Here is a 17,863-nt window from a genome sequence, read left to right as displayed (position 1 = left end):
GAGGGCAGGAAACCAGGCAGAATACAGTTCTGTCTGGCACCTTAACCCGAAGCAGCTAGCCCAGCAGCGGTTGAACTGCCTTCTTCCAGTTCTCCCAGGCCTTATCTGGTGCTATCTGACCTTTCACAACTGGTATCACTGCATCATCGCCCAGCGCCACCTGGATGTCGGTATACTTTGGCGCGGTCAACGGCGGGACTGCATTCGGAATATTTTGGGCAAAACTGGCCAGTTCTGGATGCTGATCCAGATACGCCTTGAAAACCGTGTTAGCACTCAGATCATCGCGCGCAGATGGCAGGCCGGTGGTCTGCAACCATTGCAGATCGTGCGCAGGATTAGAGAAAACCCATTTCACAAATTGCCACATAGCCTGCTGCTGCGCCGCCGAAGCCTGTTTATAGATCACGATGCCCTTGGCATCTGCGAAGGTCTTGATGGCCTGCCCGGCAGGATAACTGTCCGGGACGGGTGGAGGCGCCAACACATAGGTCTTGTTGAGCTTCAATTGCGGATATTTCTGTTGCCAGTAGGTAAACTGCCAGGGTCCGATAATACTCATCACGCTGGTACCTGTCTCAAAGGGATCGACGGCCGTCTGCGTCAACAACTGTTTCTTCTGTGCCAGATCTCTCATAAAACTCAGCGTATTGATGGCGCTCTGGTCATCGGCACTGACTTTGTTGCCGCTGGTCAGGCCCTGCCCATTGCTGGCGGCATCATAGAGGGTGAAGAAGTCGAACCAGCGCTGCCACCAGGTATTCTGCGTCAGCTCACCCCGCGCCCAGATAAACTTATCAGGGAATTTCTGCTTCAGCTTCGTGCCTAGATCCATCACCTGACTGTAGGTCTGAGGAGGTTTATCATAGCCGAGTTGTTTCAGAAGATCCAGACGCCAGGCCAGCAGGATAGCATTAGTATAAATTGGCAGGACATAAGTATGCCCATCGCTGTACTTCCAACTAGTAATACTCTGATTCATATGACGAGCCGTGATGAGGTCACCCCATCCCGGCATCTGGTCAAGTGGTAGGATAGCCTGATCATTAATTAATTGTCCAGAGAACCCTGTGAAGATATTTTCCGAGGCAGTCGGGCCAGTGCCGCCCGCCAGCGCTGCCTGAATGGCCGCTTCTGAACTGGGCGACTCCGGCATCGCTCGCACCGTAATCTTGATATCAGCGTGCTGAGCCATATATTGCTTTGCCATACCGCTCCAGAACGCCTGTTGCGGGGGATTGGGCGCGGCCCAAAAAGTAATCGATTGGCTTGAGTTCGTCATGCCTGTTGCGGGTGCTCCGCCGCTGCAAGCGGCCAGTAGAATGCTCGTCGTCAGGACGAGCAGGCCGCAGCGGATCATAGTTCTCAGCTTCGTTGCTGATCTGTCCATAGCTGAATCCTCCTAATTTTGCACTATATGCTCTCTCAGAGAAACAAGGATGGCAATGATACCTTTGCATAATGAGGGTCTCTGTGTGATCATAGGGCAGTCTTAAAAAATAGGCCTCTCTTCTGGCCTTTGCACCTCCTTCTCTTTGTTGTATTCATCCTGCAAAACCTATAGAGGCTGATCCTCACAACCACAAGAACGGCGTGGCACTAACTCTGTTGCCAGTACCGTCTGCATCGCCGGACCTCCGTTCTCATCCGTCAACATGCTCAGCATACGTCGGGCCGCAGCCCGCCCCATCTCGTGCTTAAATATCCTCACCGTACTCAGAGGAGGATCAACCAGCGTACTATAGTTCGTATCATCGAAGCCAATCACTGCCACATCTTCCGGCACACGTCGCTTCTGTTGTGCCAGCACCCGCATCGCCCCCAGCGCCATTGCATCGTTGGCAGCAAAGATCGCCGTCAAATCCGGAATAGCCTGCAATGCCTGTTGCATCATGCTGCTACCAGTCTCCAGCGTCGTACCCTCAGCGTGGAAGATGTGCGGCGCCAGGCCGGCTGCTATCATCGTCTCGCGATAGCCCTGCCCGCGATGAGCCGAACTGGCCCACGCCTCAGGACCGAGCAGCGCCACGATCTTGCTATGTCCATGTTCAAGCAGGTGCCGTGTCGCCAGGCGACCTCCCTGGATATCGTCGCTATACACAGCATCAACCGTCCCGTTCTCCAGGACATTATCGATCAGCAGCACAGGCACCTCAAGCTGCTTCAGCGCCAGGATAAAGCGCGGCGAAATATCCGGCCCGGCCAGAAGCACTCCATCCACGCGCTGCTCCGCAACAGGCTTAAAGGCCGAGACATCCTTAAACTGCTCATCGCTAATTGTGCTGAGCAGCAGATGATAGTCATGCCGCCTCAGCTCGGCCTCAACCCCATGCATAATGATGGGATAGAAAGGATCACCATCGAAAGGGGCATGCCTCTGATGGACCACATAGCAGATCGTTTCGGTCTTTGTAGTCACGAGTCCGCGCGCAGCCATGCTGAAGGAGAACTGTAACTCCTGAGCCACCTCTAGCACGCGCTGACGAGTCTCTGGCTTCACCCCGCCTTTACCGTTTAGCGCACGAGAAGCAGTCGCTAAAGAAACGCCGACTCTGTCCGCCACCTCCCGTAAACTTGCTGACATCACCAACCTCTTTCTGAAAATAGAATGAAAACGCTTACGAGAAATATACAAGCGAAGAGAAGGATTGTCAAGGGGGGATCGAGGGACATTCTAGCACAAGCAGTTCAGCTCCATTCCCCCGGCTAAAAAGGAAAGGAGCCACCACTGGATGTGGTGACTCCTTTGAGGCCAGAAAGGGGTCAGAGAGTGTTGCTCTCTACCTCAGGCTCGGAAGTCTCCTGCTCCGAACCTTTGCCGAGGGCCTGCGCTTGCGCGGCAGTCATAGGCCCCGCGAAGATAATGTTAAGGCCACCAGGCAGAACCCGATAGACCTGCGCGTTGTGGTTGCCGATCAACCTGTTGAGCCAGTTGGTCGCCCATTGGACTGGCCCGATGTTGGCCGCGGTGTCGGGCACGCTCGTCACCATGAGACGCCCAGCGTTTCCGAAGACCTCCATCTCCGCCTCGTCGCCGCAAGGCCATTGCCCATATTCGGCCAGGTAGTAGTTCATGCCCGATTCTTCCTCGATCATGAACTTGATCCCCACTTGCCCAACCAGGGGAGAGAAGATCATGAAGTCGTTCTTGCGACGCACGACCGCGCCAGGCGCTAGGCGGAACAGCATCACCGGCGTGAACAGCAGGATAACTCCCAGAACGTGGGCCACACGCACCAGACGCATGAGTGACTGCAACTCGGCGTTTTCGCGCTTTGGCAAGAGCCACCGCACGGAACGGATAGATGCCCGGCCCAACGGTTGCAGCAGCATGGACAAGAGAAACTTGCCCAGCAGCCGAAGCCTCAGAACAGCCCACCGGCCATACTGCCGGTTTCGCCGGGCCGTTCTCACCGCGTTGGCTACCTTGCTGCGTGCCAGCTCGCTCAACTCACCGCGCACCCGGGCAACGAGCTTAACAGCCGGATGCTTGTACCCGTCAGGCGTTACTGCCTGGACCAGATCAGCAGGATCGACTCCCAAGCAAGTAGAACCGGCCCACGCGCCACTCGATCCAGTAAGAGCTGCGCCCTGCCAGACCGGCACGACCCACCAGCACAATGCTCTGCGCCAGACCTTGGCAGCCAGAAGCCCGTACGGAGTTTCCTTCGAAACGACTCCCGGCCTTCTAGTTGACAGCCCCGTCCAGAAGGTATTGGTCTTCACCCCAATCTTGTTGCTCAGGTAGAGTTCCACAAGCTGAATCAGCGAAAATTGCAGCAGCCCATGCACACTGAGAAGCATGGCGAGCCCCACTCCGAGAGGAGTTGCGGCGAGGGAGCTGATGATACCGATGACCGTCCCACGCCGGAAGAGCCTTTTCGTGGCCTCAAGGATCTGCTGCCACTCTACATCGCTGTTGGGAAGTCGCTTGCCGCGACGGCAGTAGAACTGGTAGAGCCCCACGAGCAGCGAGAGATACCAACTCATCGGTATGCTCATCACAAAGATGGCGTACCAGGTCGGGATCCAGCCGAGGCGTCCTACGACGAACCCCGACTTCACCTTCACCAGATACAGGAACAACAGGTACTGGCCGATGTAGAAGACGGCCCCACAGTGGGCGAGACGACTGGCTTTCCTGAAGGCTGGTGGAGCTACCGTCAAGCTCTTGAACATCGCGGGTATTGCTTCTCTAAAGAAGCCCCGGGCACCCTGCGCCACGATCCACAGCATGCGGAACACGATCCGCAGAATGCCGATCAGGAGGAAAATGACCGTGAACCCCGCCATCAGGAGGCTGATCCGGCGCTCGGCAGGCCAAGACCTGAACCTATCGCGAGGCTTCTCTCCGACAGAGCCTTTCACTGCTCTGCTCCCTTCACGTTGGAACTGCTTACCCCTTCTGCCTTCCTATTAAGTTGTAGTTTCACCTCCTGACCCCGGGCATTTTCGCCCAGACGACGTTAACGGATTACCCTCCTCCCTTGTTTCTGACCTGATCAGGGATGAGGTGCCACGACGGACCTATGGCGCGAGCAGGCGCAAGCGCGTGAGGGAATGTGATCCACTGTTCCATCGCTGCTCACAGTGCTACGGGCATGTGCGCCAGCGATGTCTCCCAGGGGGGACCTCTCCCTGGCAGTTCAGGGTTCATCTGGCAGCAGTAGAAACCGTGCCTGCTCCCTCTTCTCCGTACCGCAGCGTTCCAGCGCACAGGAGCAGAGAGACAACCATCGGGCGACGAACCGGGACCCGATCGTACCGCTTTGCTGCTGGCAAGATGGTTCGCGAGCAGCCAGGAGACGGCTATCCTGCCATCCTTGCTCTCAGTCTGCCTCCACTCAACCGTCCTACGACAGAAAGAGCGGAGAGGACCTCTCGGTCACCTGTGACCGAAGATGACGAGCAGGAAAGGACCCTGACACTTCTCTGAGTGTCAGACACAAGGAGCGCAATCGCATCGCCGCTGATCGCAGCCCACCACAGGCGCAGGAAACATCGGCGCGGGCACTGCGCTAAAGTTCTCCAAGGCTAGAGTAACATAGCGCTCGAACAATTGCAATGGTTTAGTAAGCGGTTTCATATCATTTTCATATTAGGGCAGGAGCCAATAGCTCGCCGCTCACGAGGGATGATTAACATGAGAAGTGAACGTGGATGGGTAAGAGTGGCAGATTACTGGCCGACACAATAACTACTAATCTTATCTACTTCATGCATCAAGCTTTTGTGCTAACGCCAGGAAATCGTCGCAGACAATGTCATACTTCGACTTATGTGGACGCTGCAGCTCCTCTTGCGAACGCCAGATAAAGGCTGTCTGCATACCTTGCCTCTTAGCAGCGTCCAAGTCATATGTATGTGCAGCAACCATCATCACCTCATAACTCTGTAAACCGAGAAGATGAATCGCCATTTGGTAAACATGAGCATCGTCTTTATAGGCTTTCACTAATTCTGCTGAAAAAATGCAGTCCCAGGGGAGAGCGCTATACTTCGCCATATTCACCAGCAGAGATATATTTCCATTTGATAGCGTTGCGAGAATATAACGTTTCCGCAACCAAGTGAGTCCAGGAATAGCATCAGGCCAGGGAAGAAGGCGATGCCATACACGATTGAAGTTGTCTTTTTCATTTTCAGTAAATTGATCATTGATTTGGTATTCGCGAAGCAATTTGTTCAGAGACAGACGGTTTAAGGAGTCTACAGTTGTCCAAGCCCGCTCTCCATTTTTTACTTCTCCCACCAAAGAAACATAACCGTTACGCCATTTATTGGCAAACTCTTCCCAATCGACTGTAAGCCCTTTCTGACGTCCAATTTGTTCCCCTTCACGTATAATGCTATGACGCCAATCTACAACAGTGCCGAAAACATCGAATGTGAGTGCCTTCACCTGTTTAAGATTCATACCTGTACTCTCTTTCATGTACAAGAGTGTGAGTATCGTCTCCTCATTTAGCCTCTATCGACTGTGGATAGGCCCCTCTTAACCGGGTCCTACCTAATTCCTTCTGCTTCAAATAATATTTTTTGCCCTTTCTCTCCATAAAGAATACGTTTATCCAGATATCTGTTAAAAGGTAGCGTTCTTTTGGTACGGAGGATTTGAACTATTGACCTCTTGCCTTTCAATGTACGCAGAGGTGTTTCATGTGCTTGATTTCTCAGTGGTTTGAGTGTGAGGTCGTGTGAAAAAATATCTCTACCAGTGGGCGTTACTACAGAATTGCTACAGTGTAGTGATCGTCATACATATTGGAATACACTTTTTATTCTAGTCGGTTTCAACAGCTTTGTCCACCCTTTGTTTTTATTGTACTGAAAGCTGCTATTATTCTCATTTTGTTGCATCTTGTCTAACAGTTGGGCATAAAATTTACCCTCTCCGCCGTCACTGCTGTCAAATATTTGCTTCATTTGCTGTCTCGATCCTCTTAACCATGAGGCCAGTTTTCCTAATCTCTTCAGGGCTTTCCAATTCTCCCATCTAGCGGGAGTGCAGAGGGCGGCAGCCCTCTGCCGGGGTGCGGGGTGTCCCCGCAAAAACCTTTTTTCTTCTCTTTTGCGCGCCGTCGCAGGCGGCGCGCGAAGGAGGGAAGGAAACTGGGGACACCCCAGACCCCGGCAGGGAGACCCTGCACCCCTTTGAGCGGAGAACTGGAAAGCCCTGCTAATCTCTTGCATATGATGGATTTTGGCGACTGCTCAGGCCATACTAGAGAGGTAACAGTCGAAAGGACTGATCCAACCCGACAGGGATTGAAACTTCCACCCATCTCCTTGGAACCGTCAAACTCTTTGACGTCGAAAGGACTGAGCCAGTCCGACAGAGGGTCGCAAGTAAATCATTTAGCGATCTCCTTTGGGAAGAGAAAGTAGTCCGGCATTAATGGATTTGGCCCGTTGCAGGGCACGGACATTTTTGATTGCCTCTAACGATTTCCTCCACCCCCGCTCGGCCAAATTCATATCTGGCTGTATTGCGCTGCTTGATTTTGGTTGTATATTTCTTAATTATATAGATAGCATTTAATGATTTTGTTATTTAATTATAGAGTTTCTGATCGACATATTGTAGATTTACATCTCATACCTAATCTGACTATCCTAGCTATTTTTTCTTTACCACGTCCTTATAGACCGTGTTCATCATGCTGATTACAAACAAGGAGGCTTTGCCATGCTCCACTTTGTTCTTTCTGAGGTGACACCGTTCGTCTTCCCACAGTCGGCGTTCATTCCGATAGCGATCGGTTTCTTTGGTCTGGGCACTGGCTACTTTGTTTGGGGTGGACAAGCATTGTTCGGCTACCCCAACGAAGCCACTCCCAAAATCGAGCAGACGATGGGAATGTGAGGGTTCTGGATGCCGGGTGTGTTACAGATTATTACTGGCCTTTATCTCCTCACGGGGCTGACATGGTTTAACATCTTTGCAAAACCGGGAAGTACCAGTACTTCGCCGCTCTACATGGCGGCACTTGCCTTTACAGCCTACGGAATTCACTGGCTTGCGATGGCTGAGCGCCGCTTCGTTGGTGCAAGCGCTCTCCCTGATGCCTGGATGGCCATCAGTTTTTTCTTCCTGTCCTTACTTGGCGTCGTCATCTTCTTCGCCGCTGCTGACGTCCCTGTTGCGATTGTGTTTATCGGCCTCTCCCTTATCTACCTGACAGAGGCTCCCACTCGTTTTGGGCTATTCCCTGTTGGTAGTCGCCTGGTCGCGCTATGGCAGCTCCTTACTGGTATCTGGCTGCTGTATATGACGTGGGCCGTCACGTTGAACCTCTCCATCGGCACTCATTTCTGGGTGTAGAAGTCAAATCATATCGAACGATGGAGGCGAGCCAGATCCATATGACGATCATAGAGATGCTCTCAGTGGAACAGGTAGCACTAGCAGATCAACTAATGGAAAACAATACCAACAAGGCACACTCTTCTATCGCCGCCTTAAAAAAGTGGGGATAGAAGAGTTCTGTCAGAACTGAGATAACAAAATCCTGAACAAGGTGTAAGTTCCTTTTATCAAGACTTCAGCGTATAATCAACCGATCCAGGACCATGACAGCGAAAATCAGTGCCAGGTACATGTTTGAGTACCAGAAAAGTGTTCGCGCCCAGTGATTCGACCTGTCGCGCCAGAGACGCAACGCCAGATAGATCATTCCTACACCCAGCAAAACGGACCCAATCAGATAAAAATAGCCCATAGCTCCCATACCGAAAAGTACGAGCGTCACAGCCAGCAAAAGGATCGAATAGAGCAGGATTTGCCACCTCGTCTCCTCTTCGCCTTTCATAACAGGTAACATCGGGATGTTCGCCTTTTCATAATCTTTCTGAATCAGCAACGAAAGTGCCCAGAAATGTGGAGGGGTCCAGAAAAAGATGATAGCAAAAAGCCAGATCGGCGGTAAGCTCAGGCTATCGGTCACAGCTGCCTAGCCAACCAGGACAGGCACCGCTCCCGCCGCGCCACCAATCACAATATTCTGTGTCGATGTCCGCTTGAGGCCAAGCGTATACACAAAGACGTAAAAAAGAATGGCTGAACAGGCCAGTATAGCACTGAGCAAATTCACGAAGATGGCAAGCACAAAGAAAGAACCTGCGCCCAGGATGATGCCAAAGATCAGCGCCCGCCGGGGTTCCACACGGCCAGCAGGCAAAGAGCGATGTTGCGTCCTTCCCATAATCTGGTCAATATCTCGATCAATATAACAATTGATGCAGTTCGCGCTACCCGCTGCCATTGCGCCACCTGACAACGTCGAAATGACCAGCATGAGAGGCGGTAACGCTTGATGGGCTATCGCCATCGCCGCTGCTGTCACACCGAGCAACAACACTGTCACGTGCGGCTTCATCAAATCAATATAGTTGGTAATCACACGCGCATGTACAGATTTCATGAGAATCTCCTGACCAGTTCAATAGCTGCTACAAAAACTGGTAGAACTCAATGAACAGGAAGCCATTGCTTCATACCAGCCGACAGCCCGGCTTCTTCGCTGTTCAGGTCCGCCTGGCTATTTGAGCTAAACGTCTCAAAGTAGAGCCGCTCATGTCCCTGAGCATCGATTATCATGATCGATGGATCATGCACCACTTGCCCATCTGAACTCACCTGATCGTAAATACCATAGAGATGATACACAGTCTGGAGTTGCGGGCTTGTACCCGTAAGAAACACCCATTGATGCAGCATGCCGTGTTCAATCGACCAGGATTGTACCTCTGTAATGCTCGTTGCCGCTGGATTGGCATTGATAGCAACCAGCGAGATATGCTGAGCAGCAACAGGCTCCAGTCGCGCCTTCGCGTTATACATGATCGTCGCCGTTAATGGACACAACGTTTTGCAGCGCGAATCGATAAAGGCCAGCGCAACCTCGCGTCCCTGCAAAGAAGCAAGGGTCACACGATGCCATTCTGGTCGATAAAATAGGTCTCCGGGAAGCCATCGATACTATAACGAGAGCTTATCGAACCATCGAGTGTATCTTCAAGGTTGGGATACGTAATGGCATATTTCTGCAAGAATGTACGAGCCGCTGCGGGCGTATCGGGCACATCAATTCCAATGAAAACGATCTTTTGCTCATGGATCTGTGTCCATGTTTTTTGCAGAAATGGTGCTTCTGTATTGCAGGGATCACAAAATGATTGCCAGAAGTTCAACACAACTACCTCACCTTTAAAATCTGTTAAATGCACGATAACGTTGCTCTTTGTTAACATGGAGAGAGCGAAGTCTGGAGCGGGTTTACCTGACAGCGGGCTATGCACATCACCGAGGAAGCTGTTTTTGGAGGTAGTTGTCTGAGATTGATTGGCTGCGGGTGTCAACAGAGCAAATCCAAGTATTGTCAACAACACACCATTCATGATAGTGACAGTCACGAAAACGACCGTTCGACGCTTTCGAGAATGTTTTTTCGGTATAGCTGCTTCCACGCTATTTTCTGTCATATCATGCATATCCATTGCAATATTTCACTTAATAAAGGAAATTATAAAAGAAAAGAGAGTCATCGTCAAGCGTACACCGCAAAAAAACTGAAACCCTCTCACGTAGTAGATTCGTAGAAGTCCTATAACGAGAGAGACAGGCAACAGGTAAATACTGAGGTTAGCTGATAGAAAGCAGGCAAGAAATTTTTCTCGCCAGTCAATATGAGAGAAAATCAGAGTGAAACAGGCACATTTTCTTGTCCATTTCCAATAAAATGATGCTATCCTGGTTATAAGCGTCTCGATCAATGAAAAAATAGAACCAACTTGGAGGTTTCTCTAAAGTGAAGCATATAGAAGTGCAAGATACCTATGAGTTACCTGTATCATCTCAGCGAGAGTTTCCTGCACACCCCTTCCCCAGCAAATACGTGCATTGCGTTATAAACGATCTCCAATATATGGTGCAGGCAGTCTATATGTTGCGAAACGCCGGATTTCATGCCAGCAATATTCACGTGATGGCGAGTTGGGATTTCATAGAAGCTGCTGAGCAGAAAAGTCGTCAGCAAAACCGCTTTGCAAAGATGTTGACACGTTTCCTCTCTTTCATGGATGATGCTTTTGGCGATATCTATCTACATGAAGCACGTAAAGGGAATCATGTCCTGATGATACGCCTTACAGACGATAGAAGGATAGGACATATATATGCAATACTTACAGCCCACTATGCATCTTGTATTAAATATGTTGATAGCTGGACTGTGATTGATCTTGCCCCTGTTTCAGCGATACTACCAGCATAACACGAAAATAGACGTGTAGAAGAGCGCTCTTCTACACGTCTGCATGTTAAGAAGCTTTTGAGGCGCTATCCTCGACTATTATTTCGTGCGAATGCGTTGACGATCTTGGTGACGCTCCAGCGCTAACTCGATCAACCGATCGAGGAGTTGGGGATAGGACAGACCGCTCGCGCTCCACAGTTTAGGATAAACACTGTCTGGCGTAAAGCCTGGCATGGTATTGACTTCGTTGAGATAGATGCGGCCATCATTGCGGTCAAGAAAGAAATCCACACGAGCCAGACCGTTCAAGTCCAGGACATGAAAGGCTTGCTTTGCCATGGAGAAGCATTCTGTAACCAGCGATTGAGGGATATCAGCTGGGACTTGAAAGCGGAAAGCAGAATGAAGGTACTTTCCCTCGTAGTCGAGAACTGCCTCCTGCGTCACCAGTTCACCAATAAGTGAGAGTTGCGGCTCCTCATTGCCCAGTACTGCACAGGAAATTTCTCGTACATCCAGCCAGCGCTCAAGGATGATCTTGTTATCATACTCAGCTGCCTGCGTAATGGCTTGCTTCAGGGTTTCGCTGTCCTCGGCCTTGCTCACACCAATACTTGATCCCATGTTAGCAGGTTTTACGATGCAGGGATAACCGAGCTGCTGCTCGACATCCATCAGTATCGCATCTGGTGTCTGCTCCCACCGATAGCGGTGGTATGTCAGGAAAGGGATCACAGGAAGATGAATAGCTTGAAAGAGTATCTTCATCTTTTCCTTATCCATACCAAGCGCAGAACTGAGAACTCCACATCCCACATAAGGAATACCTATCATCTCTAATAACCCTTGAATGGTTCCATCCTCTCCATAAGGGCCATGAAGCACTGGAAAAACAACATCCAAAGGACCAATGCCGACCCGTTTGCCGCTTTCAAGAGACTTTACATCATAGACAACAGCATCTCCAGCAAGCACAACCTTATTTTGTTGTTGTCTCTTTCCTTGCCCACCCGTCATCTCTCCAAGTGCTTGCATTTCATCCGGGTTCACGCCAAGGAGCCATGCCCCTTCTCTGGTGATACCCAGAGGAATCACCTCGTACTTCTCTGTATCCAGGTTTGCTAAGACGGAAGCAGCCGAATGGAGAGAAACGTCGTGTTCGCTAGAACGACCACCGAAGATCACGCCAACGCGAATTTTTTGTTGCATCATTCTCTCACCTTCTAAAATTGTTCAAGCATGGTTTGTAAGCCAAGTGGATTGGAACCCTTGAGGAGAAGGAGATCGTTGTTCTGGACGTTGCTGAGCAGGAAATCGATCACATCCTGCTTGGCAGCCTCGAGCTGATCATGATCCGCCGGGTCGGCTTTGAAAAAAAAGAGTTTGTCCGCTGACATACCCGCGTCTCGCGCTCCCTCTACATAGAAGCGGGCTTGATCGCCAATAGCAACCAGGTAATCGACTTGCCCGACGAGCGCACGACCGGTCGCGTAATGTTCGTCACGGGCGAAGTTAGCAAGATCGAGCATATCACCCAGAACGGCCCAGCGCTTTCCCCCGCCGATCAAATCAGTTCTATGTAACACCGCGATTCCGGCGAGAATAGACTGGCGGTTGGCCTTGTAAGAATCATCAATGAGGGTACTCCCGTTGGGTCCAAGCTTGATCTCACCTCGTCCTTTCACCGGGACAAGGGCGGCAAGCGCCGAACTGATCGCCTCAGGCGCTATACCGGCCAGAAATCCAGCTGCGGCAGCAGCCAGGGCTGCACTCACCCCATGTTGGCCAGGGATGCGGAGTTGCACTGGCAGATGCACATCGTGATAATGAAGCATGAAAGAAAATCCATGTAGTGCATCGCCTTGTAGGTCACTGGCCCGAACTTCGGCTTTCTCATCCAGACCGTAGTACATGACACGGGCCTGGGTTTTCTGGCTCATCGCACGTACTCGAGGGTCATCATAGTTGAGAATTGCAATACCATCTGGTGGGAGCGCCTCGACCAGTTCGCTCTTAGCAATTGCAACTCGCTCTGGGGAGCCAAAAGTTTTGAGATGAGCGGAGCCAACGTTGGTGACAATCGACCAGTTGGGACGGACAATGCTACATAACCAGGTAAGCTCACCCACCCATTCAGCTCCCATCTCTAGCACAGCATAACGGTGCTCAGCTTCTAAGCCGAGGAAGACCCTCGGCACGGCCTTCCACGCGCTCTAACATTACTCTCTTTCCTTGAGCGAGCGAGAGAGACATCGCTGGGGCACTATCAAGTTCAACTCCAACGATCTTCACCTTCCTCTTCAATTGTTGAAAGTAGAGATGGCAGGCCGCAAGGAGTCCTCCACCTCCAACCGGGACGAAAATCACGTCGAAGCCTTGAGGATACTGGGCCTCAATCTCGGCAAAGAGGCTGGTATTACCTGTAATAATATCGTAATCGTCAAATCCAGAAATATGTGTTGCTCCTGTTTCCTCTGCAAAAGTGAGAGAAGCCAATCTGGCCTGCTCATAGTCACCATTCACCTTCTCGATGGTGGCTCCATTCGCCTCCATCGCCTGAGTCTTGACGCTAGCTGTTTTGGCCGGAACAAAGATGTGAGCCTGAATACCACGAACGCGAGCAGCTATTGAAAGTCCCAATCCGTGACTTCCTGTGGATGCCGCTGTTACGACCTGGGGAGTGGGGTGCGTGCACAAGAGTCGATAACAATTTCCTCGAAACTTGAAGGCTTTGGTGATCTGTGCGGTTTCATCTTTGAGGTAGAGTTCTTTCCAGTGAGTCTGAGCACCAGCATATGGACATAAGGGAGTTTGAAGGACGTGTTGGTAAAACGACGAAACACGTTCCGTTTCCCATTGGGGAACAATCTGCATACGTTGCTCCTAGTAATATATACAACACAGTTATATATATTGAGAATTATTTATTGTCTCTGCCGCAAAACTGCCACCTCAACATAACAGGCTAAGCAACTCTAAAATAGTAAATTTTTGCTGTTTTTTTCACCGCATTGATAAATTTGTTTTCTATTCTCTAACATAGATCAAACTACTCGAAAAGCACACGATCAAATTTGCTCAGGAAAAAGCTTGACAGGATAAGAAGAGTCTGGTATTATTCCTTCTCGTAAGGCGCGATCAAAAGCGTCATCAGGAGCCGTGGTGTAGTGGCCTAACATGCCTGCCTGTCACGCAGGAGAACGCGAGTTCGAATCTCGTCGGTTCCGGTCTTGTGCAATTCATTAATAAGTGAATTGCATTTTTTATTGTTCATCCAGGAGCTATTTCCAAACGAGAAGATAAAGATTGAGCAATAAAAAGCGGGAAGATGCCCTATATGAGGCATCTTCCCGCTTTTTATTGCTTAAATCCTTCGATCAGGCTAATCCAGATAGCCAAGCCGACGAGAGGTATCTAGCGCCTCCTGAGCCTCTTTGTGCCGACCCAGCAGATTGAGAACCAGCCCCCGGTTGTAGTGGGCCAGCGCATAGTCCGGGCTTATGCGTAGCGCCTGGTCGTATGCAACCAGTGCTTCTTCGTAGCGTTTAAGCGCCTTAAAGACCAATCCACGATTGTTATAGGCTGCGGCGTACTCAGGGTCCAGACGCACCACCTGATTATAGATATCCAGTGCCTCTTCATAGCGCTGCAAAGCCAGGAGCGCAATACCCTTGCGATTTAATGTGGACAGATGCTGGGGGTCTACACGCAATATCTTATCGCAGGCATCCAACGACTCTTGATCCCGCCCAAGCTGATACAACGTCCACGCTCTATCGCTCTGGATGCTGAGAGAAGACGGATCAAGCTTCAACGCCTGATCGTAAGCCGCCAGCGCCTCAGAATGACGTTTTAACCCGCTAAGCGCCATACCCTTGCCATGATAGCCCGGGGAATATGAAGAGTTGATCTGAATAGATTGCTCGTACAAAGCCAGCGCCTCTTGATATCTCCCCAGTTTATAGAGCGCATTGGCACGATCTTTGTAGTTTCTGGCATCCCTCGTCCCCAATTGAGCTGCCTTTTCGTAGGAAGCGAGTGACTCCTGATAGCGCCCCAGATCATACAAAACATCGCCTCTATCGCTATACGACGCCGCATCGCGAGGATCAAGAGCTAATGCCTGATCAAACATCTTCAACGCATCTTCATAGCGGCGCTTCGTCTTATAGATGATGCCTTTATTGATGAAAGCAGAAACAGACTGAGGATCGAGCAGCAACGCCTGATCGTAAATTTGCAGCGCCTCGTCGTAACGCTGCAAGCCGAGGAAGGCATTGCCTTTGCGAATCAGATAAGTTACGTTCCTGGGATCGAAGCGCAACGCATCTTCACAGGCAACCAGAGCCTCTTCATAGCGTTTCATATTATTGAGAATCCAGGCCCGATTGCCATACGCCGCCACAAACCTGGGATCTAACTTGATAGCCTGATTACAGGCCTGTAACGCCTCTTCGTAGCGCTGCATCAGACACAACACATAGCCCATATTGCCAAACGCATCACTATAGCTGGGACTCAACACCGTTGCCTGTCGAAACGCAGCAACCGCCTCTTCATACCGCTTGAGACCAATTAACGCCAGCCCTTTCCTGTTATACACCGTCACATTCTGAGGATCAAGGGAAAGAGCTTTATCACATGTCTCTACCGCCTCTTCATCCCGTTTCAGGAGATAGAGGACGCGTGCCTTATTGCTATATGCATTCACATAATCAGGGTTGATACGAAGCGCCATGTTATAGGCGTCTAACGCTTCGGGATAGCGCTTCATCTCTGCCAGCACCAGTGCCTTATTATTATATGCAGCCACCATGCGCGGCCTGAGACGAATGGCGTCCTCATGTGCTTCCAACGCCTCTTCATAGCGCTTCAAACCCCAAAGCGCATTTCCTTTTCTGGTATAGGTGACGGCATCATTAGGTTCGAGGCGAAGAGCCTGTTCACAGGCACGCAAAGCCTCTTCATCTCGTTCCAGGATATTGAGAACCCAACCCTGGCCGCTCCATGCCCAGGCATGATTGGGATTCAAGCGAACTGCCTGCTCAAAAGACTCCTGCGCCTGGGTATAGCGTTTTAAATTCGCCAACGTGTTTCCTCGGTTATAATAAAACTCGGCATTGGTGGAATCTAGCTCTATTGCCCTGTTATAGGCTTCTAACGCCTGCTCATCCCTCAGCAGCGTACTTAGCAGATCGCCCTTCTGGTTATAGAGTTTGGCGTTGTTCGGATTCCGCCTGATCTCCTGCTCACAGGCAAACAACTCATTTTCCTTATTGCTGCTCCCTGCGCTTTGCACGCCCTGCACCTTATTGACGAGCGCCTGTAACGCAGCCTGATCCAGCGATGTCTCGGTCACAGCTGCCGAAGAAGACGCTACAGTTGGTGCTGATAGTGGGACTGGTGGCACCGATGAAGATGCAGGAGTTACCAGTTGCAAAGCCGACACAAAAGCCTGGACATCAGGATAACGTCCATCACGCCGCTTGGCGAGGGCTTTCAATACAGCCTGCTCCGCACCGCCTGATAAAACAGCATTATATTGTCGCAACGACTCTGGTTGCTCCGTCGCGTGCAGAAAACCCATCGCGATAAAATCGGGTGCCTGAAAAGGCTGCCGCCCGGTAAACAGCTCGTAAGCAATACACCCCAACGCGTACTGATCGCTTTCCCGACTGATCTTCCCTTGAAATTGTTCAGGGGCCATATACATTGGAGTGCCCATTATTTTTGTCATCAACTGCGAACGCGTCGTGGCAGCCGCAACGGTGGCAATGCCGAAATCAGCAAGCAAGGCATCGCCTTGCGCATTAAAGAGGATGTTCTCTGGCTTGAGATCACGGTGAATAATGTTATGTTGATGTGCAAAATACAGCGCCTCTCCCACCTGCGCCAGAGTAGTAACCGCCTGTTCTATTGAGAGCGGCTGCGTTTTTATATGGTTGAGGCGATCCCGTAACGAGCCACCTGAAGCATATTCGGTGATCAAATACGGGATTGAGGTAGTATCGAGAAAGCCAACATCGAGCAAAGGGAGTATATAACGATGTTTCAGACTCTCTAAAAGTTGAGCTTCTTGCAAGAATTGCTCTTGCTCCTGCTGTGTTTGCAAAAACATGTGCAACAGTTTTACAGCAACCACGCGATCTTTGAGCAGCGTATGCCGAGCCAGGTAGACCTGACCAAACCCACCACTGCTGATACGGGAAGTAAGCTGATAATTCCCAATACGTTTACCGATAAAATCCATTTCTTCGGACATGCTGCGCTCCTCTTGATATACTTTTTATAGAGAGTTGAGAAAATATGCGATAGATACTGATAAATCCGACCTCCATTATAATCCCGCAGCAGTTTTTTTTCAAAGATGAGAGACTTTAAGGTCTATATGTTCTTTCAAACATGAAAATTTATCATTTAGATCCAAAAAGTAATCCAACTGGAGCGGTAAGCGTAGTCTCTGATGGAAGGCAGCGTGAAGCCAGAACAGAAGATTAACGTTCCTGAAGACCCTGCTGTTCAAGTAAGCGCTTTAAGTGCAACAGGCCCAGACGCATACGCGCCTTCACAGTACCGAGGGGAAGATGGCATCCCTCCGCGATTTCTGCCTGGGTCCATCCTTGAAAATAAGCCAGTTCGATCACCAATCGCTGTTCCTTGCTCAATGCCATAATCGCCTGGCGCACCTGTGCCTGTTGATAAGAAGTCCAGACCTGCTCCCAGGTATCGGAGGAGTCAAAATAGTCTTCGGGGTTTACCGCGTCTAGGGAGACTGGATTGAGGGTCGCGCGACGTTGGATAGCCCGTAAATAATCAATGGCTCGATGATGGATAATGGAGAAGAGCCAGCTGTGAACTGCCCCACTGCGCGCAGAATAGGAAGAAGCATTGCGCCACACCGACAAAAACGACTCCTGCAAGAGATCCTCCGCCACCTGATGATCAGAGATCATGCGATAAGCCAGCGAATAGAGTAGACGAGCATAACGCTCATAAAGCGCATCCATCGCCCAGAGCGCACCACCAGCAATCGCCGTCATCAGAACTTCATCGCTCACTTCGCCAGCATTCATGGCCTGCTCCCTGCCTATTTGCTTATTTTGCAT

Annotated in this window: 16 protein-coding genes, 1 tRNA gene and 1 pseudogene; 6 read left to right on the top strand and 12 right to left on the bottom strand. The window is 50.6% G+C overall.

Going from position 1 to position 17,863, the window contains the following annotated elements:
* Nucleotides 1-55: 55 nt before the first annotated feature.
* From K3T83_RS27250 to K3T83_RS27240, 3 genes are all read right to left on the bottom strand, one after another.
* Entirely contained in the window at nt 56-1,390 is a 1,335-nt protein-coding gene (locus tag K3T83_RS27250; protein WP_236065000.1) for an ABC transporter substrate-binding protein, read from the bottom strand.
* Nucleotides 1,391-1,558: 168 nt separating this feature from the next.
* Entirely contained in the window at nt 1,559-2,584 is a 1,026-nt protein-coding gene (locus K3T83_RS27245) for a LacI family DNA-binding transcriptional regulator (RefSeq protein ID WP_220206071.1), read from the bottom strand.
* Between the two features lie 179 nt (nt 2,585-2,763).
* The gene (locus K3T83_RS27240; RefSeq protein ID WP_220206070.1) at nt 2,764-3,804 is read right to left on the bottom strand and encodes a hypothetical protein; all 1,041 of its coding nucleotides are present in this window, start codon (nt 3,802-3,804) and stop codon (nt 2,764-2,766) included.
* Between K3T83_RS27240 and K3T83_RS27235 the strand changes: the two genes are divergently transcribed.
* Together K3T83_RS27235 and K3T83_RS27230 are read left to right on the top strand one after the other, a co-directional pair.
* Nucleotides 3,787-4,440: a hypothetical protein gene (locus K3T83_RS27235; RefSeq protein WP_220206069.1), complete on the top strand. Its 654-nt coding sequence runs from the start codon at nt 3,787-3,789 to the stop codon at nt 4,438-4,440. The genes K3T83_RS27240 and K3T83_RS27235 overlap by 18 nt on opposite strands.
* 73 nt (nt 4,441-4,513) lie before the next feature.
* Complete coding sequence (locus tag K3T83_RS27230) at nt 4,514-4,936, top strand: hypothetical protein (RefSeq protein ID WP_220206068.1); 423 nt, start codon at nt 4,514-4,516, stop codon at nt 4,934-4,936.
* A 279-nt stretch (nt 4,937-5,215) separates the two neighbouring features.
* On the opposite strand, the gene K3T83_RS27225 is transcribed toward K3T83_RS27230, so the two are convergent.
* A complete protein-coding gene (locus K3T83_RS27225) occupies nt 5,216-5,917 on the bottom strand; it encodes a haloacid dehalogenase type II (protein WP_220206067.1) in 702 nt (233 codons plus the stop codon).
* A gap of 1,272 nt (nt 5,918-7,189) precedes the next feature.
* On the opposite strand from K3T83_RS27225, the gene K3T83_RS27220 reads away from it, so the two are divergent.
* Both K3T83_RS27220 and K3T83_RS27215 read left to right on the top strand, forming a co-directional pair.
* Nucleotides 7,190-7,366: a hypothetical protein gene (locus K3T83_RS27220; RefSeq protein ID WP_220206066.1), complete on the top strand. Its 177-nt coding sequence runs from the start codon at nt 7,190-7,192 to the stop codon at nt 7,364-7,366.
* Between the two features lie 18 nt (nt 7,367-7,384).
* The gene (locus K3T83_RS27215; protein WP_220206065.1) at nt 7,385-7,825 is read left to right on the top strand and encodes a hypothetical protein; all 441 of its coding nucleotides are present in this window, start codon (nt 7,385-7,387) and stop codon (nt 7,823-7,825) included.
* Between the two features lie 220 nt (nt 7,826-8,045).
* Here K3T83_RS27215 and K3T83_RS56420 read toward each other — a convergent pair.
* The 3 genes and pseudogenes from K3T83_RS56420 to K3T83_RS27195 form a co-directional block, all read right to left on the bottom strand.
* Nucleotides 8,046-8,879: pseudogene (locus K3T83_RS56420) on the bottom strand (heme o synthase).
* Between the two features lie 92 nt (nt 8,880-8,971).
* Complete coding sequence (locus tag K3T83_RS27200) at nt 8,972-9,433, bottom strand: SCO family protein (RefSeq protein WP_220206062.1); 462 nt, start codon at nt 9,431-9,433, stop codon at nt 8,972-8,974.
* Nucleotides 9,430-9,984: a TlpA family protein disulfide reductase gene (locus K3T83_RS27195; protein ID WP_220206061.1), complete on the bottom strand. Its 555-nt coding sequence runs from the start codon at nt 9,982-9,984 to the stop codon at nt 9,430-9,432. The genes K3T83_RS27200 and K3T83_RS27195 overlap by 4 nt, the downstream gene beginning before the upstream one ends.
* Nucleotides 9,985-10,310: 326 nt before the next feature.
* Between K3T83_RS27195 and K3T83_RS27190 the strand changes: the two genes are divergently transcribed.
* Nucleotides 10,311-10,775 (top strand): hypothetical protein, encoded by a 465-nt coding sequence (locus tag K3T83_RS27190; protein ID WP_220206060.1) that lies wholly within the window; start codon nt 10,311-10,313, stop codon nt 10,773-10,775.
* Between the two features lie 78 nt (nt 10,776-10,853).
* Here the strand turns inward: K3T83_RS27190 and K3T83_RS27185 are convergent, their stop codons facing one another.
* From K3T83_RS27185 to K3T83_RS27175, 3 genes are read right to left on the bottom strand one after another with little or no spacing between them, the layout of a single operon-like run.
* The gene (locus K3T83_RS27185; protein ID WP_236064999.1) at nt 10,854-11,969 is read right to left on the bottom strand and encodes a D-alanine--D-alanine ligase family protein; all 1,116 of its coding nucleotides are present in this window, start codon (nt 11,967-11,969) and stop codon (nt 10,854-10,856) included.
* 11 nt (nt 11,970-11,980) lie between these two features.
* Nucleotides 11,981-12,955, bottom strand: coding sequence for a UDP-N-acetylmuramoyl-tripeptide--D-alanyl-D-alanine ligase (locus K3T83_RS27180; RefSeq protein WP_236064998.1), 975 nt, complete (start codon nt 12,953-12,955; stop codon nt 11,981-11,983).
* Nucleotides 12,924-13,631, bottom strand: a complete 708-nt coding sequence (locus K3T83_RS27175) for a threonine ammonia-lyase (protein WP_220206059.1) — start codon at nt 13,629-13,631, stop codon at nt 12,924-12,926. The genes K3T83_RS27180 and K3T83_RS27175 overlap by 32 nt, the downstream gene beginning before the upstream one ends.
* 279 nt (nt 13,632-13,910) lie before the next feature.
* Here K3T83_RS27175 and K3T83_RS27170 point away from each other — a divergent pair.
* Nucleotides 13,911-13,984, top strand: a tRNA-Asp gene (locus K3T83_RS27170).
* A gap of 155 nt (nt 13,985-14,139) precedes the next feature.
* Here the strand turns inward: K3T83_RS27170 and K3T83_RS27165 are convergent.
* Both K3T83_RS27165 and K3T83_RS27160 read right to left on the bottom strand, forming a co-directional pair.
* Complete coding sequence (locus K3T83_RS27165; RefSeq protein WP_220206058.1) at nt 14,140-17,019, bottom strand: serine/threonine-protein kinase; 2,880 nt, start codon at nt 17,017-17,019, stop codon at nt 14,140-14,142.
* A gap of 232 nt (nt 17,020-17,251) precedes the next feature.
* Nucleotides 17,252-17,863, bottom strand: coding sequence for an RNA polymerase sigma factor (locus K3T83_RS27160; protein WP_220206057.1), 612 nt, complete (start codon nt 17,861-17,863; stop codon nt 17,252-17,254).

Source organism: Reticulibacter mediterranei (assembly GCF_016587455.1).
The sequence above is the reverse complement of the archived record's forward strand: the minus strand, read 5'-3'. Positions and strand labels throughout refer to the sequence as shown.

Bases quoted from the DNA above. Each gene is read 5' to 3' on its own strand.
- K3T83_RS27250 (WP_236065000.1), bottom strand. From the start codon at position 1,390: ATGGACAGATCAGCAACGAAGCTGAGAACTATGATCCGCTGCGGCCTG.
- K3T83_RS27245 (WP_220206071.1), bottom strand. From the start codon at position 2,584: ATGTCAGCAAGTTTACGGGAGGTGGCGGACAGAGTCGGCGTTTCTTTA.
- K3T83_RS27235 (WP_220206069.1), top strand. From the start codon at position 3,787: ATGCACACTGAGAAGCATGGCGAGCCCCACTCCGAGAGGAGTTGCGGC.
- K3T83_RS27240 (WP_220206070.1), bottom strand. From the start codon at position 3,804: ATGCTTCTCAGTGTGCATGGGCTGCTGCAATTTTCGCTGATTCAGCTT.
- K3T83_RS27225 (WP_220206067.1), bottom strand. From the start codon at position 5,917: ATGAATCTTAAACAGGTGAAGGCACTCACATTCGATGTTTTCGGCACT.
- K3T83_RS27220 (WP_220206066.1), top strand. From the start codon at position 7,190: ATGCTCCACTTTGTTCTTTCTGAGGTGACACCGTTCGTCTTCCCACAG.
- K3T83_RS27195 (WP_220206061.1), bottom strand. From the start codon at position 9,984: ATGACAGAAAATAGCGTGGAAGCAGCTATACCGAAAAAACATTCTCGA.
- K3T83_RS27185 (WP_236064999.1), bottom strand. From the start codon at position 11,969: ATGATGCAACAAAAAATTCGCGTTGGCGTGATCTTCGGTGGTCGTTCT.
- K3T83_RS27175 (WP_220206059.1), bottom strand. From the start codon at position 13,631: ATGCAGATTGTTCCCCAATGGGAAACGGAACGTGTTTCGTCGTTTTAC.
- K3T83_RS27165 (WP_220206058.1), bottom strand. From the start codon at position 17,019: ATGTCCGAAGAAATGGATTTTATCGGTAAACGTATTGGGAATTATCAG.
- K3T83_RS27160 (WP_220206057.1), bottom strand. From the start codon at position 17,863: ATGCAAAATAAGCAAATAGGCAGGGAGCAGGCCATGAATGCTGGCGAA.